16 protein-coding genes are annotated in these 24822 nt (G+C 32.8%); 3 read left to right on the forward strand and 13 right to left on the reverse strand.

All coding sequences use genetic code 11. From position 1 onward, the window contains the following. Positions 1-18: 18 nt before the first annotated feature. The 9 genes from flgK to BN4220_RS00360 form a co-directional block, all read right to left on the reverse strand. Positions 19-1884 (reverse strand): flagellar hook-associated protein FlgK, encoded by a 1866-nt coding sequence (flgK, locus tag BN4220_RS00320; protein WP_066711959.1) that lies wholly within the window; start codon positions 1882-1884, stop codon positions 19-21. Positions 1885-1906: 22 nt separating this feature from the next. Next, positions 1907-2422, reverse strand: coding sequence for a flagellar protein FlgN (locus tag BN4220_RS00325; protein WP_066711962.1), 516 nt, complete (start codon positions 2420-2422; stop codon positions 1907-1909). Between the two features lie 38 nt (positions 2423-2460). After that, positions 2461-2739, reverse strand: coding sequence for a flagellar biosynthesis anti-sigma factor FlgM (gene flgM, locus BN4220_RS00330; protein WP_066711964.1), 279 nt, complete (start codon positions 2737-2739; stop codon positions 2461-2463). 459 nt (positions 2740-3198) lie between these two features. Beyond that, on the reverse strand, positions 3199-4455 hold the full coding sequence (locus BN4220_RS00335; protein WP_066711966.1) for a diaminopimelate decarboxylase: 1257 nt from the start codon (positions 4453-4455) through the stop codon (positions 3199-3201). A gap of 295 nt (positions 4456-4750) precedes the next feature. Beyond that, positions 4751-5926, reverse strand: a complete 1176-nt coding sequence (locus BN4220_RS00340; protein WP_242867718.1) for a CDP-glycerol glycerophosphotransferase family protein — start codon at positions 5924-5926, stop codon at positions 4751-4753. A 30-nt stretch (positions 5927-5956) separates the two neighbouring features. Beyond that, a complete protein-coding gene (tagD, locus tag BN4220_RS00345) occupies positions 5957-6343 on the reverse strand; it encodes a glycerol-3-phosphate cytidylyltransferase (RefSeq protein WP_066711968.1) in 387 nt (128 codons plus the stop codon). Positions 6344-6426: 83 nt separating this feature from the next. Continuing rightward, positions 6427-7371: a glycosyltransferase family 2 protein gene (locus tag BN4220_RS00350; protein WP_066711970.1), complete on the reverse strand. Its 945-nt coding sequence runs from the start codon at positions 7369-7371 to the stop codon at positions 6427-6429. 92 nt (positions 7372-7463) lie between these two features. Next, complete coding sequence (locus BN4220_RS00355) at positions 7464-8567, reverse strand: polysaccharide pyruvyl transferase family protein (RefSeq protein WP_066711972.1); 1104 nt, start codon at positions 8565-8567, stop codon at positions 7464-7466. Beyond that, a complete protein-coding gene (locus BN4220_RS00360) occupies positions 8568-11504 on the reverse strand; it encodes a bifunctional glycosyltransferase/CDP-glycerol:glycerophosphate glycerophosphotransferase (protein WP_066711974.1) in 2937 nt (978 codons plus the stop codon). It lies immediately after the preceding gene. 540 nt (positions 11505-12044) lie between these two features. Between BN4220_RS00360 and BN4220_RS00365 the strand changes: the two genes are divergently transcribed. Beyond that, complete coding sequence (locus BN4220_RS00365; protein ID WP_066711976.1) at positions 12045-13976, forward strand: DNA gyrase/topoisomerase IV subunit B; 1932 nt, start codon at positions 12045-12047, stop codon at positions 13974-13976. Between the two features lie 24 nt (positions 13977-14000). Beyond that, positions 14001-16247 (forward strand): DNA gyrase/topoisomerase IV subunit A, encoded by a 2247-nt coding sequence (locus BN4220_RS00370; RefSeq protein ID WP_066711979.1) that lies wholly within the window; start codon positions 14001-14003, stop codon positions 16245-16247. 187 nt (positions 16248-16434) lie between these two features. Here the strand turns inward: BN4220_RS00370 and BN4220_RS20380 are convergent, their stop codons facing one another. Then, complete coding sequence (locus BN4220_RS20380; RefSeq protein WP_066711981.1) at positions 16435-17718, reverse strand: response regulator transcription factor; 1284 nt, start codon at positions 17716-17718, stop codon at positions 16435-16437. Between the two features lie 486 nt (positions 17719-18204). On the opposite strand from BN4220_RS20380, the gene BN4220_RS00380 reads away from it, so the two are divergent. After that, positions 18205-19089, forward strand: coding sequence for a GNAT family N-acetyltransferase (locus BN4220_RS00380; protein WP_066711983.1), 885 nt, complete (start codon positions 18205-18207; stop codon positions 19087-19089). A 76-nt stretch (positions 19090-19165) separates the two neighbouring features. On the opposite strand, the gene BN4220_RS00385 is transcribed toward BN4220_RS00380, so the two are convergent. The 3 genes from BN4220_RS00385 to BN4220_RS00395 all read right to left on the reverse strand — a co-directional run bounded on the left by BN4220_RS00385 (position 19166) and on the right by BN4220_RS00395 (position 24805). Continuing rightward, the gene (locus tag BN4220_RS00385) at positions 19166-23554 is read right to left on the reverse strand and encodes a DUF5057 domain-containing protein (RefSeq protein ID WP_066711985.1); all 4389 of its coding nucleotides are present in this window, start codon (positions 23552-23554) and stop codon (positions 19166-19168) included. Between the two features lie 70 nt (positions 23555-23624). Next, positions 23625-24128: a PulJ/GspJ family protein gene (locus BN4220_RS00390; protein WP_066711986.1), complete on the reverse strand. Its 504-nt coding sequence runs from the start codon at positions 24126-24128 to the stop codon at positions 23625-23627. A gap of 179 nt (positions 24129-24307) precedes the next feature. Further along, a complete protein-coding gene (locus BN4220_RS00395; RefSeq protein WP_066711988.1) occupies positions 24308-24805 on the reverse strand; it encodes a prepilin-type N-terminal cleavage/methylation domain-containing protein in 498 nt (165 codons plus the stop codon). Positions 24806-24822 lie beyond the last annotated feature (17 nt).

Genomic DNA, 24822 nt, shown 5'->3' on the forward strand with positions numbered 1-24822 from the left:
TTCCTTCAATCTTATGTATTATAAACGAGTTACGATATGTTCTAGCATTTCACTAACTACATTGATGTAACGTGAGGATGCATTATACGCATGTTGGTATTTGATAAGGTTTGTCAACTCTTCATCAGAAGATACTCCAATTGCTGATAGTCTCTGATTGTCGATACTATTAACCATGCTTTGCTGAGTGGTGGCAAGTGTGTTCATCTTCTCACCCACTGTAGCAACGCTACCAGTAAATGCTGTATAATAATCGCTAAAATTATATTTAGTAATGGAATTTGGATCTAAGGTTGCAAATGGATCTTGCCAAGAGGAAATTAATTTCTCTGCAGTTTCTATGTCAAATGCTCCTGTTCCATCATTGGAATTCATCGGTAACAATGTTGCATCCTCTAAAATACGAGGATTTATAGTAATTTCACCTAAAGTATATAAAGAATAATTGTCCTTATCTGATTCTTCATTATAAATTCTTGCTGTAATTGTCGTTCCATCGTCCAAGGTAATTTCCTGAGCATCCATATAACGAGGCATAGATTTTCTCGTAAACAATTCAATTCCCGCTTCTCCATTGGATGCAATTGGAGCTTTTTCTTCATCTAATATCTGAATAACTGTATCTTTGTCATAAGTATACGTATCTCCATTTGACAAAGTAACTGTTGTCCCTGCAGGCACTGTAACTTCACGATTCGGACATAACACATCATTGATTGTAGTAATAATCCCATGGATCAACTGATCAAATTTTGCCTGCGTTGACATAACAATTGAGGAATCAAGTCTTAAATTATACTCTTTTACTTCCTCGCCAAATTGTTTCGTTGCAACTGCAAAAGCGTCTTCATCTAGTACACCATACTCATCCGTATAATCTGCCTTACTTGGTGCGGTTGGTATATTCGTATAATTTGCTACTTTGGTACCTCTTGCTAATAACAGTCCCTTTAAGCTTCCTACATCAGAATCCATCTCAGCACTTGGAAGGGTGTCAAAATTAAATACTTGCATATTTTTAAATGCTGGCCAAACTGGCACTAGCATATTGGTATATTCGCTTTTACTATCTTTGGATGGGTCATAATTTGCACCTAGCTGCTGTTTTCTAAGGTCCATTACGGTCATTGTCCCCATCTCATAGACATTATTTTCTGTTACAAACGGTGTTTCTTCTATTGTAACTGATACACGACCTTGGGTATCTTCTTTGTATGAAATATCAACGATTTGACCAAGTTCATCAAGCAATGAATTTCTTTGGTCCCTTAAATCGTTTGCATTTTCAACATTATTGCTTTCATAAAAACGAATTTTGTCATTTAGTTTATGTATTTCTTGCCCTATCTCATTAATTCTATTTACTTTCGTTTCAATTTTTGTATTTAAACTAAGTTGATAGGAGCTAAGTTGTTCATATATATTCTCTGCACGTTCCATCAAACTAACCGATGTTTCTGCTAGTGTGGCTTTTGCAACTAAGCTATCTGGTTCTTTTGAAATTTCTTGCAACGTTGTCCAAAATCCCTCAAGTGAATTCTGAAAAGCTACACCCTCTAATTCTCCAAATAAATCTTCAATTTCACTGGCCGCTTCATATTGGGAATCATAAAAGCCTTGTCTACCAAGCTCTGTACGATATGACTGGTCAAGAAATAAATCTCTGACTTGCATTACAATGGCGGTACTAACTCCACGCCCTGTTTGCATTGCAGAAAAATAAGATTGCCCTACTGTATTATAAGTATTTGATTTTAATAATGTTTGTTGCCTAACATATCCTTTTGTCTCTACGTTGGCTAGGTTATGTCCTGTTGTATTTAGTGCATTTTGACTCACTTGAAGTCCCGATGCACCTACATATAAACTACTCATCAAGCCCATGGATTCTCACCTCATTTACCATCTACTGTTTCGCATCAAACATCCCTGTCTGCGAAATTGGCATCCCAGCTTGGGCTGCTCCCTTTGTATAGTTATTCGTCCCTGGTGACATCCTTGTACTTTGAATCAAATTCATATTGAATTCTATCATCTCTAGGGATTGTTCTATTAACGATTTATTTCGATCATTGATATCAACCAACCGATTTATGGTTGCTTTTAAAGAATCATGAAGAAGGGATAATTCTCTTTGCTCTTTTGGTTGTTTCTCAAAGAGCTCTATCATTGTTTTTAAATCCAATGAACCTGGTTTTTTATTCAAAACAGTTTCAATATTTGCAATGACCTCCGCTCGCTTACGTTCTAGTGGAGTTAGTTTTTCAATCATTAACTGCTCTAATTCTACAATCTCCTGTAAGGCACCGAGGTCATTTTGAATAATAATCTTTGTTTTTTCCTCTGAAATAGGAAGCAATTCTTTATAGATTTCTTCCTCTGTTTTAAGTGTACTTATTAATTCCTCTATCAGACTTGCCAATTACGGTCCTCCTATCTTTTTTTGCGTTCCTAGAAGGTCTATATCGATTGGTCAAAATAGCTATCAATCAGTTTATCTGCTAATTCTTCTGCACTTACATTATAAGTTCCAGATGCAATTTTAGCTTTAATCGCGTTAACCTTATCTTCCCTAATATCTGGTGTTGCTGTAACTGCTTGTTTTGCTATTTGAAAATCTTTTCCAATCTGTGAAATTTCAACACAATCTGGATTGCTCACATTATTTGTTTTCTTTATCTTGTTAGTGCTATTTGCCTGATACAATTTGCTGATTTTATTAAATGCATCAATTCGCATAATCTTCACCACCTAATTTATTTATCATGATTCACCCTTCCATGGAAAGAATCATTATTTTACCTTATTTATCGGATATTTTTACGTTTACTTTATAGCAATTCTTATTTTTCTTAAAAAATGCTCACCCTTCTTGTTGACATTTTATCTCAAATATCAACAACAAAGGTAAGCATCTTAGGTTTTCTTCTGTATTTCTATATATTTTTATTTGTTACATCATGAACCAAAAGCGTTCATGTTCTTGTTGCTCCAATCGGTATTTGCAAGCGAGCTTGCAATATCTCACTCCGCTTTCAGTATATCATGAACAAAAGCGGTTCATGATCTTGTTGCTCCGATCGGCATTCGCAAGCGAGCTTGCAATACCTCACTACGCTTTCAGTATATCATGAACAAAAAGCGCTTCATGATCTTGTTGCTCCGATCGGCATTCGCAAGCGAGCTTGCAATACCTCACTACGCTTTCAGTATATCGCAAAAATCAAAGGTTCTAAAATAATCCTCTGGTGTTTCTGCGCGACGTATCATTTGAACGGATCCATCTTCTTTTAGAAGTAATTCCGCTGATCTTAACTTACCATTGTAGTTGTAACCCATGGCAAAACCATGTGCACCAGTATCATGAATTACTAAATAATCGCCTTTATCAATCTTAGGTAAATAACGATCAATTGCGAATTTATCATTATTTTCACATAGGGAGCCAACTACATCGTACATATGATCTTCTGGCTGTCCTTCTTTGCCTAAAACTGTGATATGATGGTAAGCTCCATACATTGCTGGTCTCATAAGATTTACAGCACATGCATCTACACCGATATATTCTTTATAAGTATGCTTCTCATGAATCGCTTTTGTAATCAAATGTCCATAAGGAGCTAACATAAATCTACCTAACTCTGTAAAGATAGCAACATCGCCAAGGCCTGCTGGAACAAGAATTTCTTCAAATGCTTTTCTAACACCTTCGCCAATTACCATAATGTCATTTGCAGTTTGCTCTGGACGATAAGGGATTCCCACACCACCAGAAAGATTTATAAATGTAATATTTACATCTGTTTTCTCTTTCACTTCCACTGCTAATTCAAATAAAGTTCTCGCAAGTGTTGGATAGTAATCGTTTGTTACTGTATTACTAACCAAGAAAGAATGGATACCAAAATTCTTTGCGCCAAGCTTCTTTAATTTAATAAATCCTTCGATTAATTGTTCTTTTGTAAACCCATATTTTGCATCCCCTGGGTTGTCCATAATTCCATTGCTAACTTCATACACTCCACCTGGATTATAACGACAGCAAATAGTTTCAGGAACTCCACATTCATTTTCAATGAAGTCAATATGAGTAAAATCATCTAAATTAATAATAGCTCCAAGTTCTTTTGCCTTAGAAAATTCGCCAGCTGGAGTATTATTTGAAGAAAACATAATGTTTTTACCAGTAATATCTACTGCCTCAGACATCATTAATTCTGTCATAGATGAGCAGTCAGTACCACAACCTTCTTCTTTTAAAATTTGTAAAATAAAAGGATTTGGAGTTGCTTTTACAGCAAAATATTCTTTAAAACCTTTATTCCATGCAAATGCTTCTTTTAATTTTCTAGCATTTTCACGAATCCCTTTTTCATCATAAATATGAAAAGGAGTTGGATATGTTTTTACGATTTCTTGTATTTGTTCAAGTGTTACAAATGGTTTTTTCATATTTCCTCTCATTCCGCCGCTCATAGCGGCACTAAATTAATGGAAGAAACCGCATAGCGGGTTCTTTTAGAGTGACAATGAAATCCTCTCACTCTTTTCCTCATTTCTGCGCTTCTATTTGTGCATATCAAGTCTGTGGTCATAGCGCAGACACAAACCTGTAAATAAAAGACTTAAAACTCTTTCATTTATTTCTTTATGCCCAATTTGAAATATTCATTTGTTACTATTTTTGAATAAATATAACCTAATTTTTTTATGTTGTCAATCGGTTCTTCCGATAATTTTTTCCATTTTAAAGAGAGCAAATCAGCTTAATTACTTGCTCTGCAGCATTTCCACTTTCATACGAATGATATTTTTTATCAAAAAGCTCATACTTATCTTTATAAGAATTAGGCTCATAATTTATCACTTGTGTAATAAACTCCTCTGTGCTTGTAAAAATAGGACCAGGAGCTTCTTTCTCAAAATCAAAATAAAATCCTCGTAAGGTATTCTTATATTGTTCCAAATCATACGCATAAAAGAGCATCGGACGTTTTAATAAACTATAGTCAAACATAACAGAAGAATAATCAGTAATTAACATATCCGATACTAAGTATAAATCTGCTATATCATAGCTGTTGTCAAACACTCGGTAAAACCCATCATAAATACTCCAATCAATACATTCTTTCACCATATAATGATACTTCACGATCATAATATAATCGCTAGAAAGAGCATCCTTTACCTTTTTAAAGTCTAATGGACTTACAAATTTATAACTGGATTTATCATAATATGCATCATCTCTCCAAGTTGGTGCATATAAAAGTACCTTTTTATCCAGTGGAATTCCTAGTTTCTTCTTTAATTCCACAATACATTTTGGGTTGTTTTTACGAAATAATACATCATTTCTAGGATAGCCAATTTCAAGCATCGTTCCGTGAAAGTCAAATGCTCTTTTAAATATCTGTGAAGAAAATTCGTTTTGTGCAATTAAATAATCCCAAGTCTTTGAACTTCTTCTGAAATTTTCCTGATATTCTTCTAATGTTCCCTCATCTGCCATAGACAAAGAATCCATATCAAGAGCTAATTTCTTTAATGGTGTACCATGCCAGGTCTGTAGAAAGGTTACACCCTTACGTTTTATTATATAATTAGGAAATCTTGCGTCACTAATCCAAATGCCAGCAACCGCCATTAGATAATAATAGAAAAAACGGCTATTTCGTACCGTTTTTCCGTTACCAGGTATCGTTTGATGAGGATTATCTAAAATATAATAACAACGAAACCTTTGATCTAATTTTTTTGCAACCATTTCTTCATAAATACTTTTAGGATTTCCTGTATAATTACGCCCTACATTGCTTTGAAATACAATTACATTCTTTCGAATGGGTAGAACTTTAGCCATAAAACGGTATTGAACAAGTATAAGTTTTTTAAGTATCTGTTTTATTTTAATTTTCACTACACTCCTCCTAGTCAATACCAATTAAAATTACTTGTGTAAATCTGTTTTAATCTTAGTCGTTGAAATTCCTTCTGTTCTTGGTAAGTAAACAACTTCACAATAATCCTTTAAAAAGTCAAACTGTCCTTTCCAGTCATCTCCCATAACAAAAACATCAATGTTATTGTCTACAACGTCACTTATCTTTTGTTCCCAGTTATATTCAGGAATTACTTCATCAACATAGCGAATTGCTTCTAATATGGTCTTTCTATCTTCATAGCTATGATATGCTGTCTTGTGCTTTACAGCATTAAACTCATCGGTTGATAGTACAACAACTAAATAATCTCCATACTCTTTCGCTCTTCTTAATAAATTCACATGTCCTACGTGTAATAAATCATAGGTACCATAAGTAATTACTTTTTTCATAATTCCTCTCATTCCGCCACTCACCGTAGCTAAAACCTAAATTCTAATGCAAACGTAAATTATAAGATCATAGAACGCTTACTTTATTCCTCGTCCTCTGTTTCAATAATACTCGCTAAATAAATTGGTCGATTCTTAACCTCTATGTAGGTCTTACCTAAGTATTGACCTATAATTCCCATACAGAATAATTGGACACCACTTACAAATAAAACGATACATGCTAGCGATGGCCATCCGCTTGTAGGATCTCCCCACACTAAAGTCTTAATAATAATATAGATGATTGCTACAAACGAAATCGCACAAAATATCAAACCTAAAACAGACGACATTGCAAGAGGTGCTGTAGAAAAGCCTATGATTCCTTCTAAAGAATATAATAGCAGTTTAAAAAAAGACCATTTCGTTTCCCCTGCTGCCCTCTCAACATTATGATAGTCAATCCATTTGGTGTTAAAACCTATCCATCCAAAAATCCCTTTGGTAAATCGGTTTCTCTCGCTCATCTGTAAAATAGCATTTACCATTTGCCTAGTCATCAAACGATAATCCACAGAGCCTTCCACGATTTCTATCTTGCTAAGTTTTGTGAGTACTTTATAAAATTTTCTTGAAAAAAAGGAACGTAGTTTTGGTTCTCCTTCTCTTGTTACTCGTTTTGCAGCAACACTATCGTAACCTTCATCCACGATTCCGTGATACATCTGTATTAGCATTTCTGGAGGATGTTGTAAATCAGCATCTAAAATAGCTACATAATCTCCATTTGCATGCTCAAGACCTGCATACATTGCAGCTTCTTTACCAAAGTTTCTTGAGAATGAAATAATCTTAACACGTTTGTCCTTGCTTCGGAAACTTTTTAGAATCTCTAAGGTTTTGTCTGCAGAACCATCATTTACAAAAAGAAATTCCATTCTAACATCATTTTTTAATAAATCTGCGATACGAATAATCTCCTGATAAAACAAAGGTAAAACTTTTTCTTCATTATAGCAAGGGACAATTGCTGTTAATAGTTTCATTGTTACCTCCATGCGCCTATTCCCCTTGAATATGGCATATATGCGTAGGTTGAAAATATACATCTTCAACCCAACGCTCTAATACCGCTTAACTATTTTTTATTAAGAGCATTTTTTAAGAACTCATAGGAACCTTGTTGTAATTCCTTAATTCTACTTCTTAATTTCTCTTTATCTTCAATCTCAAATTTTTTCATATCATGAAATTCACTTGGATCATATAAAATATGTGATTCTAATCCAACTGTTTTAAGCAAGTCGCTTGTTCTACTACCTGTGCTTGTATGAAGCATTGAAATAAATGGTTTTTCATAGATTAATGAAAATACCGTAGCATGGAATGAATTTGTTAGAACATACTCCGCATTTTCGATCTCACCTAAAAACTCTCCTGCTTCATCTGTATAATAGGAAGCAAGTTCGTTACGGAAAATTCCAAGTGGCTTTCTTTGTATAATTGGAATACCTGTAGCAACCGATAACTTATTTGCAAAGCGAATCAAGTCTTTGTTTGCTTCCATCATATATACCAAGATATAACGTTCTTTAATCTTTCCAGGTACTTTTAATTCTTCATAATCCTTACGATCCAGTAATAGAGTTGGATCTAAAACAACGTTTACTGGTTTGTCTGTTAGTGCTGTAATTGCAGGTTTCGCACTTGGCTCTCTTACAGATATGGAAGTGTAAGTCTTAAGACTTTCTCTAAATTGATCCCTATACTGAGGTAAAATGTACTCTCTACCAACACTAGCAGCATAAGAAATCTTTAATTTTCCTTCCTCTGCGAAATCAAGCATATATGCAGGATCAAAACCATTGGTATGATCACTATTCCAAACCTGGTCACTTCCTGTGATATAAGCATCCAGATTTAAATTTGCCTTCTTTAACTCTTCATAATCTGTAAAATCACCAATTAAATTAAAGTTATCACGTATAAAATTATTGTACTTGTGGTATTTATAAACTTGGTCCTTTACACGATTACGATACTTTTTCTTAAGAATATATTTTGCTTTTTTCTTAAATGTATTTTGTTTTGGTGGTACATAAAGGCGATCAATGGATTCCGGATGATAATGGATAATTCCTGGTTCCGTTCCAAGATTTTTTAACACCCTTTGAAGTGCCCATGCTTGTAAGCTAGCACCATAGTTATGTGCATTATGAAATGTTACTACGCCTACCTTCATCTATTCAACCTCCTTAAGCACTTCTTCAAAATCAAACGTTGGATTTTTCTCTGCGATTAATTTAACACTACCATTTTTAAACGCATCAATGGATACTTTCTTCGCTTGATTTGTTCCAACTACCACATCAAAGCTATCAATACGATTCATATAATAATCGATATGCTTTTTGTACTTCTTATTCTCACTGTATTTCTTCCCATCAAATGCCTTAAAGTTGTAGATTCTCTTAGCATCAAATGCTTTGCACATATGGAAAATAATCTTATCGGTGGTACTAAAATAAATCACAGAATCAAAATGAATATTTCCAAAGTATTTATCCTTTTCACGTTTTGCTAATTCATCAATCAGGCGCTCTGATGTCTTTCCAGAGAATCCAAATTTAAAATTCCAAATACATGCTAAACGATCTTTAACTGTATAATTTACATCAAACACCAATGGAATGTAGTTAATTTCAGTCTTTAACTGAGATAACATTGAAGTTGCCTTCTTTACTGTACTTGTCTTCATACATAAATAATAGTTATGTTTTGAAGTATCAAGGGCATTTAAACGTTCAATTAATCGTTCTGTTGTATCATTCTTCTTCATACCGCTAATAAAGATAAGAACATTTTTCTTCTTCTCTTTTTTCACTGGTTCAATAGAGAAGGATACTTTTTGGTTAAAGAATAATGCTTCACAAACTTCTTTTGCTGTATCTTTCGAATCGTATTTACAAAATTCTTCATTGAATTTTGGATACGTACTATCTTTTTGAATTGCTTTCGCTAATTGTTTTACTGTATCCGCTTTCGGGAACTCAACCGCATTAAGGTCAAGATACATACCACGCTCATTTAAGTATTCTTTACGGTCATACGTAAATAATACAATTGGCTTTTTAGATACCGCATAATCAAACATAATACTAGAGTAATCTGTAATTAATAAATCCGTCGCATTTAAGAAGTCATAAGTTTCATATTCTTCAGGAAATGGATAAATATGCTCAAAATCATCATAATTCATTGCTGATTTTACAAATGGATGAAGTTTTACATATAATACCTGATCATCCTTTAAATAAGAATCCAATTCGTAGAAATAATTGTATAATATGGAGATCTGCTTCTTATTTTCCTTCTTATCAAGACGTCCTCTCCAAGTTGGCATATATGCCATTACTCTCATGCCTTCAAGCCCTAATTCTTCACGGATTTGATTGTATCTATCTTTTAAGAAAAATGCTGAGTTTCTTGGATATCCAGAAAGCATTATCTTGCCATTATAAATAGGCTCTAACATATAGTCTTTGATAAAAATGTCTCTAGAGAACTCATTTTGATATAATAAATAATCTGCAATCATAAAGTTTCTCTGAACATTTCCAAGTCCATATTCACGCATTGGAACAATTCTTCCCATGGCTTTTAATGGTGTTCCATGCCATGTATTTAAATATACCTGATCTGGCTTCTTTATAAAATAAGGTGGAAAACTAGTATCTGTTATTAAATACTTTGCAGTAGCAAGGGTCATTAAATACTCTTTGCTATCTGTTATTACAATATCTACATAATTAATGCCGTAACGTTCAAATAATTTTTCATACGTTGGAACAAGAGACTGTTTTAATGTAAGCTTAATATGAAATTTACGATACTTCTCTTCTTTCATAACGAGTAACATACGAAAGATATTGCCAGCAACATCATCCCCATGTTTCGATGCAAAAAGTACTTCATTTTCATTAACTTTAAGTTTCTCGTAATATCTAGTGTATTTTACGTCTTTTGGCTGCTTAATAAGCTTTCTACCTGGAATTTTAGATTTCAAGTACTTTTTCTTATTCTTTGCTTTTAAGAATTTCTTAAATTTCGCCTTAAATTTATGAATTAAATTCTTTACCTTACGTCCAATTTTCACTAGAATAATCGGCATATATTCACGGATTGTAGCGACACGAAGCATTTTAGCACGGCTTGTATACTTCTTCATCTTAGCTTTTGATGCTTTGGAAGCTGTATATTTTAAATAGCGATTGTTTCTCCAATTTGGGAAGTTCTTCTCTAAAAATTCCATGGATCTGTTAATCATCTCTTTTTTAATCGCTAATTTGCCTTTATTTGCAGTATCGAAAATTGCATTGTAGCGTATTAAAAGATGTCTTGCGCAAATGTATTCTATTTCTTCAAAAAATTCTTCAAATACTCCTTGCTTTTTAAGGCCCTCTACCACTAGCTCTAATGCTTTTACAATATCTAATGTTCCTTCACTAAAGCTACTTAAGAAACTTCCAGCAGATGCTCGACGGTAATTATAGAGTCGATCTTCTATAACACCTATGCTTTTTGCTTCACAGACAACTTGAAATACAACAGCCAAGTCTTCAAAACGCATATTTTCAGGAAATTGATGTGACTCAAATAAATTTCTGCGATATAACTTGTCCCATGGAAACGGTGAAATATGTGTTAATTCAAACTTTGTTTCATGTAAGTTAAAATTTCTACCTATCGCAATGTCATACGCTTTCCCTTTTTTTCTTGTGATTAAACCAGTTGTCTCGTTTTGATAAATATCATAATATTTACAAATAACGATGTCATTATTGTCTCTACTTGCTTTTTCATATAACTTTTCACACATATCTGGCTCAATATAGTCATCACTATCTACGAATAAGAGGTATTCCCCATGGGATCTAGCGATACCATAATTTCTCGCATGGCTAACACCACGATTTTCTGTTGAATAAACAGTGATTAGCTTTGGAAATTTCGCTTCGTATTCTTTTAAGATGTCAAGACTCCCATCTTTACTTCCATCATTAACGATGACGACTTCTATATCTTTTAATGTCTGATTTACAACACTGTCCAAACAGGTACGCAAATATTTTTCTACGTTATACACTGGTATGACAATACTTATTTTGCAATCTGCCACTTAATTACCCTCCTGCAACAAATCCTAGTGTTTTACACTATCATTAACTTTATTTACAACTACATGAAATCTCGTTTTGACGAGTTATCTCATTTTATGACATATTGCCTTTATTATACTTCGAATACTATTGATTATCAATAGCAAATCTAAGCAAGGCTTGATAAACTCATGATTTTTCGATTCCTTTCGTTCCGTTTCAATTAAAGTATTTTCTATATTATTAACAATTTTTTCAATTTCTTTCAAGGTGTTTATTCTATTGTAATTACAAAAACATTTCTTTTCTTAAATTTAGCAACTATTAGCTCTCATAAGTACTGCATATTCAATGGTAATAGCGTTTTTCTTGATAAAAAAAGAAAAGCTATGGTATAATGTTCAAAGTAAGTAGAAATATTTGTATAAAGGTTTTGATTTCACTGTCAAAACCTTTTTCATCTTTTAGCGAAAGATTATGGATATATCAGCTAAACTTGTAAGTTTTTATCTTTAAGAAGAAAACGTTTAAAGACATTTTATATAGAAAGGAACGTAGCTATGGAACAATATAATGGGAGTCAAATTGTGGTACTCGAAGGACTAGAAGCAGTTCGTAAACGTCCAGGTATGTACATCGGTAGTACTGGTACAAGGGGGCTTCATCACTTAATATGGGAAATTCTTGATAATGGTATTGATGAACATCTTGCTGGATATTGTAATCAAATCGATATCACGCTACAAAAAGACGGTGGTATTTCAATCGCAGATCATGGCCGTGGTGTCCCAATCGATATTCATCCAACGAAAAAAATTCCTACTGCACGTGTTGTTTATACGATTTTACATGCGGGTGGTAAATTTGGAGGCTCAGTTTATAAAGTATCTGGAGGTCTTCATGGCGTAGGTGCTTCCGTTGTAAATGCACTTTCAACTAGAATGATCGTTGAAATCAGAAGAGATGGTAAAGTATATCGCGATGAATATGTAAATGGTGGTCATCCTATTGTAGAACTAGAAGATGGCTTATTGCCGGTTGTGGGTAAATGTAATAAATCAGATACTGGTACAAAAGTAACCTTCTATCCTGATGATACAATCTTTGAAACCGTTGAATTTAAAGCCGATACCATTAATAAAAAATTAAAAGAAGTTGCATTTTTAAATAAAGGTTTAACCATTCATTTTATTGATCAGATCAGTGGAACTGAAAAAACATATTGCGAAGAATATGGAATTAAGAGTTTTGTTAGTTATATTAACCGAGAATCAAATCCACTTCACGAAGAACCTATTTATATAGAAGGAAAAAGTGGTGATATTGAAGTAGAAGTTGCCTTTCAATATACAGACAGTTATTCTGAACAAATCAATGCCTACTGTAATCGTATCAACGTAGTTGATGGTGGTACTTTAGTAACTGGCTTTAAAACAGCTCTTACCAGAGTAATGAATCAATATGCAAGAGAACTTGGTATTTTAAAAGAAAAAGATGAAAACTTTGATGGTAAAGATATTCGTAATGGTCTTGTTGCCATTATCTCTATTAAGCATCCAGACCCACAGTTTGAAGGTCAAACAAAGACCAAGCTTGGAAATACCGATGCGAAAAGTGCTGTTGATGATGTATTTTCTAGTGAAGTCACTATCTTTTTTGACAAGAATGTTGAAATTTTAAGAACAATACTTGATAACTCATTAAAATCTTATACTGCAAGAAAAGCAAGTGATAAAGCTCGTACTGCTGTTTTAAAACAATTAAATGATGTAGATACCAAAAGTAAGTTAGCTTCTTGCTCCTCCAAAAAGCCAGAAGAATGTGAAGTTTATATTGTCGAAGGTGATTCCGCGGGTGGAACTGTAAAAACAGCAAGAAACCGTAGAACACAAGCGGTACTTCCTTTACGAGGTAAAATATTAAATGTTGAAAAAGCAACTTTAGAAAAGATTTTAGTAAATAATGAAATCAAATCTATGATTGCTTCTTTTGGTTGTGGTATTGGTGAAGATTTTGATATCACGAAACTTCGCTACGATAAGATCATTATCCTAACCGATGCGGATGTTGATGGAGCCCATATTAGTACTTTACTTTTAACATTCTTTTATCGCTTTATGCCTGAACTTATTATGGCAGGTAAAGTATATCGTGGTCTTCCACCTCTATACCGTGTGGAATTTGAAGATAGTAGTGCAGCAAAGAAGAAAAAGAAGTCCGAATACATCTTCAACGATTTTGAACTTGAGAAATTTAGAAAGAATAAAAAATATAAAATTTTAAATATTCAGCGTTACAAAGGTCTTGGTGAAATGGATGCAGATCAACTTTGGGAAACAACCCTAGATCCTGAGACAAGAGTCCTTGCCCAAGTAACAATTTCTGATACCGTTGACGCAGACGAGACAACATCTATGCTTATGAGCAGCAATGTTCCTCCTCGTCGCGCATTTATTATGGATGAAGCAAAATATGCTCGTGTAGATATATAATCAAAAAGAAAGGTACCATGTGTAATGAAAAAAGATGAGAACATAATACAACTGGATTTTTCCGAGGAAATGAAAAACTCATATCGTGATTATGCGATGAGTGTTATTATTTCAAGAGCGTTACCAGATGTACGTGACGGATTAAAACCAGTACAAAGAAGAATTTTATACTCTATGATAGAGTTAGGATTAGATCCTAAAAAACCACATAGAAAAAGTGCTCGTATTGTCGGTGATGCAATGGGTAAATATCACCCTCATGGAGATAGCTCCATTTATGATGCACTTGTTCATATGACTGAAAATTACTCTTTACAGATTCCACTTGTTGATGGGCACGGAAACTTTGGATCCATTGATGGCGATGGAGCTGCAGCAATGCGTTACACAGAGGCTAGACTCTCAGATGGTGCCATGACTTTACTTGATCATTTAGAAAAAGGCTTGGTTGAATTTGTACCAAATTTCGATGGAAGTGAACAAGAACCTGCTGTTTTACCAGCGATGCTACCTAACCTTTTAATTAATGGTACCACTGGTATTGCTGTTGGTATGGCTACGAATATTCCTCCTCACAATCCTGGTGAGGTTATTGATGGTATTATTGCTTATATTGATAAGCCTAACATAGATATCGAAGGTTTGATGAAATACATCCCTGGTCCTGATTTTCCAACTGGTGGAACCATTATCAATAGTGAAGTGATTCCATCGATTTATGAAACTGGAGAGGGTCGTCTTAAAGTTCGTGCAAAGACAGAAATTGAAAACAGCGAAAATGGTAGAAAAAATATCGTTGTTACTGAAATTCCATATACCATTGCAGGTAATAAAACAAAGCTCGTGGAAAGTTTAGTCTCTCTTATGAAGGACAAAGTTTTCGACGAAATCTTTGATGTTCGTGATGAATCCTCCAAAGAAGGTATTCGTGTTGTAATTGAAGTTAAAAAAGACCGTGATATTGATAACTTACTAAATGGTCTTTATAAAAAGACTGCTCTTGAAGATACCTATGGTGTTAACTTATTAGCAGTAAAGGAACAACAACCAATTACCTTTAACTTAAAATCTTTAATTGAAGAGTTCGTTCATTTCCAAGAAGAACTATATACAAAGGAATATGAACATTTACTAGATAAAGCTGAAAAGCGTTTAGAAATCGTTGATGGTTTAATTCGTGCTACCGATGTAATTGACTTAATCATTGAAATTCTTCGTGGTAGTTCCTCAATTAAACAAGCAAAAGAATGCTTAATTCATGGTGACGTTACAGAAATTAAGTTTAAAACCGAAGCTTCTAAAAAACATGCTGCAAAATTAGACTTCACAGAACGACAAGCAGATGCTATTTTAGCAATGCCACTTAGCAAATTAATCGGTCTTGAAATCCTTAGACTACATGAAGAGAATAAAAACTTGTTAGAAAATATCGAATCCTACAAGAATGTTCTTGGTAATGAAAAAGAGCTATTTAAAGTAATTAAATCTCATTTAAGAGATTATAAAAAGCAATTTAACACTCCTAGACGCACGATTCTTGCAAATATGACAGTGGCTGATTATGTAGAAGAATTTAAAGTGGAAGATATTTATGTATTAATCGACAAGTTTGGTTACACAAAATCCATTGATTCTGCAAGTCTTTCTAGGGTATCCGAAGATAGTCTAAAAGAATATGTTAATGTCATAAAAATGAAAAACACCGATCGACTTTGCCTCTTTACTGCTCAAGGGAATATGCATCAAGTAAAGGCAGAAAAGATACCAAAATGTAAGATTAAAGACAAAGGAACCTTGATACAAAACTTATGCAAGGTAGATAAAGAAGATATTTTATTATATATTTCCTTTGAAGAACTTTTTGAATCACAATTACTTTTCACAACAAAATATGGATACATTAAGCAAGTTTCAGGAATTGAATTTGAAACCAATCGAACTACTATATTAGCAACCAAATTAGATGAGGATGATTTACTCGTTGGTGTTAATATTTTATCAGCTCACGAGGTTTCCTCTGGAGATTTAAAAGTTATTTTATTAACAGAAAATGGCTTATCCTTAGGATTCCCTCTCTCTGAAGTCACAGAACTTAAAAAGACCAGCCGAGGTGTAAAAGCAATCGCACTGGAAAAACAAGATACTGTCGCCTATGCAACCGCTGTAAAACCAGACACTGAATTCTTTGAATATAAAGGAAAACAATTGCAGGCGAAGAAAGTCCGTAATCGTAAACGAGGACAAAAAGGACAAAAAGCAACGTTATCATAAACATGGACAAAAAACGCAAAAGACAACGTTATCATAAACATAGACAATAAACGCAAAAGACAACGTTATCATAAACATGGACAATAAGGTTTAACAGCAACATTATCACAAAAGTATTATTTAAATTTATAGCAGCGGTGAAAAATTTAATCTTCATCGCTGCTACTTTTTTAACTTTCGAAATCTATTACTCCGATAAATAAATTTTAGCCAATTCAACTCTTGAACTAATCCCTAATTTTTTATATCCATTGGATATAATTCGCTTCACCGTGCCTTCGGTGATATTTAATTTAGATGAAATATATTTATTGGTATAGCCATCCGCTACATAGGCTAGTATTTCTCTTTCACGTTTTGTTAATTTAAGCAATAAATCGCTCCCAATCTTCGGTAGCTGATGTTCTGGATCAATGGTTAATAATATTCCACTAACTACATTATCTATTACTGTTGGGATTATCTGAACAAAGTACTTTGCACTTATTTCTCTCGATTCTTTTGTCTGTATGTAACCCCTAACTGCATTTCTTGATAATATACATTGCTTAAAAAGAGATGACTTTATAATATCCTCTTCCATCTTGACTTCTCTATTTATAATTTCATCAAAACATTCATTTGATAATATTATTTCAAAGGATTTAATGCTGGTAATTTCCATGAAACAAATTCCAACTAATCTCGTATTAAAATACTGAATTAACTCAGTACTAAATCGCTCTAATCTATCGTTTATATTTAAAGTTATCGGGGTATCTGATTTTTTTGATATAATCAATACTTTCGTACTATCGACATGTACGATAGGAACTAACGTTACTAATACAAAATATTTCGCTCCAGGTATTTTCACTACATCCGTATATTGAATTGTTTGATTTAATCGAATGCATTCGTCTATCACTCTAGTCGTCTTAAAATTAAGTTCAGCAAATGGATATTCATCCAAATACCCCTCATACATCCACGAATGTACTGCCATTTGTAAATATTCTTCACTAAATGATTCTATCTTATATCGATTATCATTTGTTAATGAAACTAAAAGTGATGGATAACTTAAATCCGTTAAATTTTTCTTAGTTAAAACACTAAGATCATAAACTTTTCTTCCGATACATAAAATTTTATTTTTTCTAAGTTGGTGTATTACATTCCAATAGGCGCACCCATATACATCTTCAAACTCACGATTCGTTACCAATGGTTTGTTTTGATTTTCAAAGAAAACTTCCATGGAGTTTGCTATGCCTTGAATCGTCTGCCCCGGCAATAATGCATTCACTGGCTTTTCGTAATCACTTTCTTTTAGACTAAAAAGTTTTAAATATGTTTCATTTGCTTTTTCTATTACAACTTCATGGTCCTCTGTAATTCTATAAATACAAAGAGAATACTCGCTATTATTCCATAATATTTGAAACTCTTCTAAGCTGAAATCCATACCTACAAAACTATTATCACTCATAAAGACACTCCCATTATTTAAATATCTAATTAAGATTAAATATCTAAAATCCTATTGTACATAATATTTTTTCTTCAAATGAAAGAAAAAATCTACTATAAGGTGTTATAAATCTATTAAACAATTATAATAGTGGTACCTTTATCAATTTATATTGTCTACATTTCCACCTAGTTCGTCCCCTATTTTTCCCCTTAGTTATTACTTTCATAGATTATTATGCTTAAATATTGAGATATAACTATATCCACGTAGTTATTTTTACCTATTATAAATGGATTTACCATTATTTACAAGTATAAAAGTACTATTTCTTAATTTTATTTTACATTGTTAACTTTTTCTTTCATTCTTAATATAAACATGCGCTTGTTCTTTTATTAAATAAATTTTAGGTTGTTATATTATTAATTCACACCTAAAATAGATATATATAAAGTAGTGGTTAATTACTGATTTTACTTCATAGTTAGGAGATGTGCATGCATGAATAATAGTACGAACTACAGATTTGTAACAAATTATAGAGATAATAGTAATTTAAGAAATAGCTTGAATCATTTAACAGAAAAAACCTACGGGTTTAATTTTGAAACTTGGTACAATGCTGGTTTTTGGGGAGAAGGATACATCCCGTATTCACTATGCGATGGCGATAAGATCATTGCAAATGTTTCTGTTAATCTTATGGATTTTGATTATAACGGAACCGAAAAGAAATATATTCAAATAGGAACAGTCATGACCGATAAGAGCTATCGTAATCAAGGTCTAAGCCGATTTCTTATAAATAAAATAATGGAGGATTGGAAGGATAAAGCCGATGGTATCTATTTATTTGCAAATGATAGCGTCCTTGAGTTTTATCCAAAGTTCGGTTTTGTTCCAAGCAAAGAATTTCAATATTATAAAGAGATAAGCCAAAATGGCCATGAACTTAGTGCGAAACGAATTGATTTAACCAATGATTGCAATCAAAATAAATTCGTTTCATTGGTTAAAAACAGTATAAGTAATGGTTCCTTTGTTATGAAAAACAAACTTGGTCTACTTATGTTTTATGTCACTTCTTTTATGAAGGACTGCATTTACTATATTAAAGAGCAAGATGTTTACGTTATAGCAGAAATTGATGGGCAATCACTGTTTATCCATGATATTATCGCAGATCACATAATTGATTTAGACAGTGTGTTCCAAGCATTTGGTTCAGAAATCATAAAAGTCACCTTAGGATTCACACCTTTATGTACTGACGGTTATATGCAAATAGAAGTTAATGAAGAGGATACTACTTTATTTGTTTACGGTGAAGACCTAAACGATTTTTCAGCAAAAAGAATTATGTTTCCAACGTTAACACATGCGTAGAAATCTGAAATGCTATTGGTACTAGTAATGAGGCTGTTTTCTACAGCCTCATTACTACTTTTATATCTGAGTCTATTTAATCTAGGTCAAATAAAATTCTGTTTTGTATTATTGCATTCGTTGAACCTGTTAGATTATGTTGATTTGTCACACGAATCATAATCTTATCCGTTCCGTTAACTGCAAATGCTTCAAGTGGAAATTCAAAATAATACTCTACATCGCTTCGAATCACATACCCTGATTCTTTTCCAGTTTCATTGTAGGAGCTTACTAGACTTCCATCCATTTTTTTGATAGCAGGATTTAGTAAGATCATGTTGCCATCATTATCATAGCTGTACACTCTTACAATTAATTCATCGGTAAATAAGTTTCTGTCCTCCGCTATAAATTTGATTTTTTTAGTTGCACCTACAGTTTTTGCATATCCTTCAGAATCCTCATATAGAAGATAGCCAAGTGAATTGTTTTTAATGGCTTCTTCATTTGTAATTGCCACATTAGGTGAGCTTACTCCTGCATTATAAGAGGCAATTATAGTGTTGATAAATAACTTAACTTCATTTTCACATTTCCACGTTTCGGACGTTCTATCTCCAGCATCTATTAATTGATCCATAGACGAATGACCTACTCCTGTGTACATAATGTTACCTTTGCTATAAATATAATAATTGTTACGAACATCGTTTGGCGAAACACTGTAAGGGCCAACTTCTTTTGAATGGGTATCAATTTCTTCTTTGGAACGTTCCGGATTAAAAAGATTCCCCTCCTTATCGGACAAACTATACCACACAACTATTTCAGGGTCTTCCATATTCAATTGATAATACTGGGTATGTGTTTCTGAAATGTATAAATTATTAATAATTTTATACGGATAATTGGTTATCTGTCCTTCATTCACTTTTGTTGCATATCTCGTAAAATATTGATCAATGTTAGTACCTAATTTTATCTCATTACCATATGCAAATGGAGGATAGGCTTTATTTGCCTCATGGATATTTACCCATGGATTGTTACTTGGATTCCCAAAAGCAACTAGGTTCCCATAAGTATAACCTTGAATTTCAGGATATGTTGTTTGATAATTCGTCAAAGCTCCGCTCTTATAAATCTCCTTCACAACTTTACTTGGCATAGTCGCGGTATCATATGGAGTAGTATCACCAACCTCTCTCATAACACCAAAGCGATCTAATCCCACTAGATTCCGTAAAAACTGATTAAAACCATATCCCCAATTAATTAATGTTTTCCCTGTCTTTGTATTATCATAATACTCTCCGTCAACTTTTATATTAACAAAGGATGTTGTATCATGAGTAAACATTACACTCTTACCGCTATCTATAAAAGCCTGTACATTAAACAAAGCACCGTTATCATTGCTAATATCAGAATAGCTGTCACCAAATCCAAATATCAACATGTCATATGCTTTTTTCATACCTTTATCCACAAAATACAGTTTATCTGTCACATCTGGTTGATTTTTATCATATGCATTCCCAGTACCTTTATAAAGATTTAAAAATTCTTCTACACTTATTGTCTTGATTTGGACATTAAAATCATCCAGATTTTTTGTAAACTCATAAAATAAGCTAGTTTTCCCTCTTGGTGGATTCATCAACTCCTCCAAGTTAAGTGTAGAATTATTTGAAGTTATTTGTAATATATTGATTCTTGTTTTCTTACTTTCCTCTGCTGAACTATTTGGCGTTTTAAAAGCAGCATATCCTATTTTTTCAGCCCTAATATTTGCATTTTTTTGATCTGTAATTACTAATTTCCATGGAATAACCCCTACATATTTTTCAGATAACCTCTTACTTATATTTATAAAACTACCTGAAGAAGCTACTCCTGACAGAATTTTTTCTTTCTCGATAAATCTTCCGTCTGCGTTACTATCTACATAGATACTCCAATTGTATTTGTCCGTACTTTTCCCAGAGGTAGACTGAATTTGAAATACATATTTTAATGTTCTATCTTCTATCAAAGAACTCAAATCATCAACTTGATACTCTTTTGGTGATTCAGTCATATTTATTAGTACTTTTTCTTTATTGATTAATTCTAATAATCTCTTTTGTGTTAAAGATTGTGTTGATACATTTAAAATATGTTCTTTATTTACCAATTCATTTTTTATTTTATTACTAACAATAAAGCTGAATAAATTCGAAGAATCATCTATTATACTAGTATTACAATCATATAGTTGTCCTTCTAATAATACCGGATACCCTCCTAATATATATTCCTCTAGCTCCTGCTTCTTTAACTTAGTAATGTCATTTCCTGAAAATCGATAAAAGTCGGCTACATTTTTTATATATGAAAACTGAACATTGTTATACCCCTTAAAAATATTCTTTGTACTATATGTATCGTCTCCAAAATTAATAGAATCCATCGCTTTAATAACACTGGTGCCTTCTTTTAATACCCCATGCAAATTATCAAAACCAAGAATACGATCGCCCATATGACTATATACTAATCCATCCATAAGTGGGTCATTATATATGGTTTTACCGGATGCATCTACATTCATTTTTCCAGTATTCGTTCCTATATAAATTAAATCGTATGTAGAATTTAAATCTTCCACCTTACCAATAAATTCTGCAGTGGTTTGTCTAACTATCTTGATATTACCTGAAAATGCAGGTATTAATCGTTGCAACTGTATTTCTGTTAAATTAAATTCATTACATGGTTCTATATCCAACACTGTAATAGAGTCCTTTTGATTATTTCTCTTAGCGTTTAAAATATATTCTACTGCTTCACATGGACTTGCATTTTTTTTAGTAACAGCAGTATCTTTATTCTTTAAATAATCAAAGAATTCCTTGTTATAACCAACCTTTTTTTCACTTTCAGAAGAACTCACTTCCTTTAATGCCCCATCGATATGAATAAATCGCTGCACAATATTAGAGGTTCCATTATAAGAATATATATTTCGTATCACAGCATCATGGATATCTCCCCAACCTAAAATAATATTTGAATCCATCAGGTACTTTCTATAATCCGGATTTAATTGTGAAATATATTCAGGGAATTTTCCATTTGGAAACGGAGGTAAAAATGTATTGAAACTCCAATATACTTTAGCGTCACTATCCCTTTGAATATCAAAGCTTCCTGTTGTCTTTCCATACACGGTAGTCATTGATACGGAAGATGTCTCTTCCCCACCAAAAGTATTAAAATATAGGTTATAAATTTCTACTGGATTTCTCTGTCGCAATAACAATAATAGTTTATACATATTATTAAGATAACCAGTACTTGTTTCAGTTCCTATTAGACATGGTACAACTTTTTTAATTTCAATTTTTGGTTGATCAAAACAAGTAATATCATAAACAAGTGGAGCCTTGTCTGCTACCACTCCAACTTTCATAAACAACTCCATGGAAGTTTGCCAGTCTAAATCATTCTTATCAAAGCCTTCCTTGGTTCGTTCTTGCAAACTAGATATCCCCGATTTATCTCTTCCATACAGTTCCCACATTTCTATTACGCTATCTTTACCAGCTTGTGCACTAGGACTAATACTAATTAAATCTGCATTTCCAATTAAATCAATTTCTCCCTCACTATTCGCACCTACATATACCTTATTGTTTTTTCCATGATCTGATAGGTCATAATACTTCGAAAACTTCTCTACATTTTTCCTTAGCTCCTCCGGAGTAATCGTAACAACTCTAACATAATAACTATCTAATTCTGCTTCAGATATATGTAATACATCACGCTTAAATATCTCCTTATTTTCAAACAACCAGTCCCCTATATTCTCATAGCAGGAAACATCTAATGTGTAATTTTTCATCCATACTTGATCAGATGTATAATCGGTAGTTTTATCTCCACTATTTAGGGCACTTACCCAGTTATAATTTCCTGTACCATACTTTTTTTTGACAAAGGTAATTATAGAACCTGAGGTATCTTTATCGTACAATCCGCTTAAGTCATCTACTTTTTGAAAATACCCTTCTTGATTTTCTAACTTATAACTCTTCCATTCCCAAGCATACACATTATCAACTGCTTCTAAGACATCTTTTTTTATTTTCTTTACTTTAAATGCCCCCTGTGCAAATCCATTAAAAACCCCATAAAGTTGCTTTTCATAAGTTGAAACAGAAGGATCAACTGGTTCCTGTCCACCAACTAGGTACCCAATCTGCCCCATCCCCCGATAAGATACGATTTCTAAAATAATAAATGGATTCTCTTTCGTTCCAGTCTTTTCAATGGGATTAAAATCATAGAATTTCAAATATTCGTTATTTGATTCTGCCACTGTAAGAGTCTCTTCAATCTTTACTTTGCTCATTAGAACTGGTAACAACATTATTACAAGAATTGCTATGGTTACTTTAAACATTCCCTTTATTAGAATTTTTAACTTACTCTCCATCTGCCCATTCCTTTCCTAATGATTTACCTATGAAATTCCTTTGCAACAAAAGCTTTTTTCAAAGAGATTTCTAAGAAACTGAGACCTTTTTTATTTTATTTCTAATGGTGACATATTGCTCCTTTATGGAATAGTTCGTATTATTCTTTTTTAAGTTAATTGAAATCTGTATCGTTTTATTTAAATCATTTTCACCTGTATCTACAATTTCCAAACTTGTCACATACTGACCAAATAACTTTTTATCTCCCGATGAAAGTTCATCTGTCTTTACTTTCTCATAAAGTAATTGGTTGTTTGACGTCTCTAATGTGATAAAGTACTTAGCATCGTTATGATAAATAATCAGCATATCGTCTTGGTATTTCACATTATATGCCTCAATAATCAAATCGCTTAGTTGATTTATTATTGTTTGAGCCTCCACTTGCAAGGTTACTTCCTCTTGGGCTTTACGGTAATTTCTCGATCCGTAACCAATAAACGTAACGATTGAAATACTTAATAGCGACATAATAGCGATTCCAATCATTAACTCTACTAGAGTAAATCCTTTATTATCTATTTTTTTCACCGTAAACCTCCAAAACCTAATGTGTGACTATAAATTTAATCCCTCACCAAGATTATAACTATTTTTAAATACAGCAACGGTATACTCCATCACCTTTACAATACTCTTGTTTTTAAGATAAATTACTCTAGTTACTCACTTAATCCTACTCAAATACTTTATCTACTCAAATGCTTTACCTACTCAATATAATGCCGCCCCGTTTCCTTCACACAATAAAGAATTACCTCTTTACTTGACCCTATAAATTTTATGTACTCAAAATCAGAGCCAAACGCCCCTGAACTTTTCATAAAGAATAAACTAATATGTTCCGTGTCCCTTAACTTCTTCTCTAATTCATCAGTCTTTTTATAGGTAATTTCAATCCCTCTTCCTAGCTTTGTCCCTGTCCCCTCATTTAATTCCGCTCTACTATAATCGTTGTTTGTACTTATTTTAAAATACGTAATTCCATTCATATTATAAATATATAAATACTGCTTCTCATCCTTGCTCATGGTTTCTATCCGGACTTTTTCCATTGTATGATTCAGTAGATTTGCAGATTTAAAAGGATCCCCATACCGAAACGTAGAAACTAAATACAGTATTCCAGAAGATAAAATGGCTATAATACTGATTACAATAATAATTTCAATCAATGTAAATCCATTCTCTTTTCTTGACTTATTCATTTACAAAAACCTTCCTA

Origin of the sequence: Clostridium sp. Marseille-P299 (genome assembly GCF_900078195.1) — a bacterium.
Classification (GTDB): Bacteria; Bacillota; Clostridia; order Lachnospirales; family Lachnospiraceae; genus Lachnoclostridium.

What these genes read in the sequence shown, in the direction of transcription:
- flgM (WP_066711964.1), bottom strand. Translation starts at nt 2,739, where the DNA reads ATGCGAATTGATGCATTTAATAAAATCAGCAAATTGTATCAGGCAAAT.
- flgK (WP_066711959.1), bottom strand. Translation starts at nt 1,884, where the DNA reads ATGGGCTTGATGAGTAGTTTATATGTAGGTGCATCGGGACTTCAAGTG.
- BN4220_RS00355 (WP_066711972.1), bottom strand. Translation starts at nt 8,567, where the DNA reads ATGAAGGTAGGCGTAGTAACATTTCATAATGCACATAACTATGGTGCT.
- BN4220_RS00395 (WP_066711988.1), bottom strand. Translation starts at nt 24,805, where the DNA reads ATGAATAAGTCAAGAAAAGAGAATGGATTTACATTGATTGAAATTATT.
- BN4220_RS00350 (WP_066711970.1), bottom strand. Translation starts at nt 7,371, where the DNA reads ATGAAACTATTAACAGCAATTGTCCCTTGCTATAATGAAGAAAAAGTT.
- BN4220_RS00365 (WP_066711976.1), top strand. Translation starts at nt 12,045, where the DNA reads ATGGAACAATATAATGGGAGTCAAATTGTGGTACTCGAAGGACTAGAA.
- tagD (WP_066711968.1), bottom strand. Translation starts at nt 6,343, where the DNA reads ATGAAAAAAGTAATTACTTATGGTACCTATGATTTATTACACGTAGGA.
- BN4220_RS00380 (WP_066711983.1), top strand. Translation starts at nt 18,205, where the DNA reads ATGAATAATAGTACGAACTACAGATTTGTAACAAATTATAGAGATAAT.
- BN4220_RS20380 (WP_066711981.1), bottom strand. Translation starts at nt 17,718, where the DNA reads ATGAGTGATAATAGTTTTGTAGGTATGGATTTCAGCTTAGAAGAGTTT.
- BN4220_RS00335 (WP_066711966.1), bottom strand. Translation starts at nt 4,455, where the DNA reads ATGAAAAAACCATTTGTAACACTTGAACAAATACAAGAAATCGTAAAA.
- BN4220_RS00370 (WP_066711979.1), top strand. Translation starts at nt 14,001, where the DNA reads ATGAAAAAAGATGAGAACATAATACAACTGGATTTTTCCGAGGAAATG.
- BN4220_RS00385 (WP_066711985.1), bottom strand. Translation starts at nt 23,554, where the DNA reads ATGGAGAGTAAGTTAAAAATTCTAATAAAGGGAATGTTTAAAGTAACC.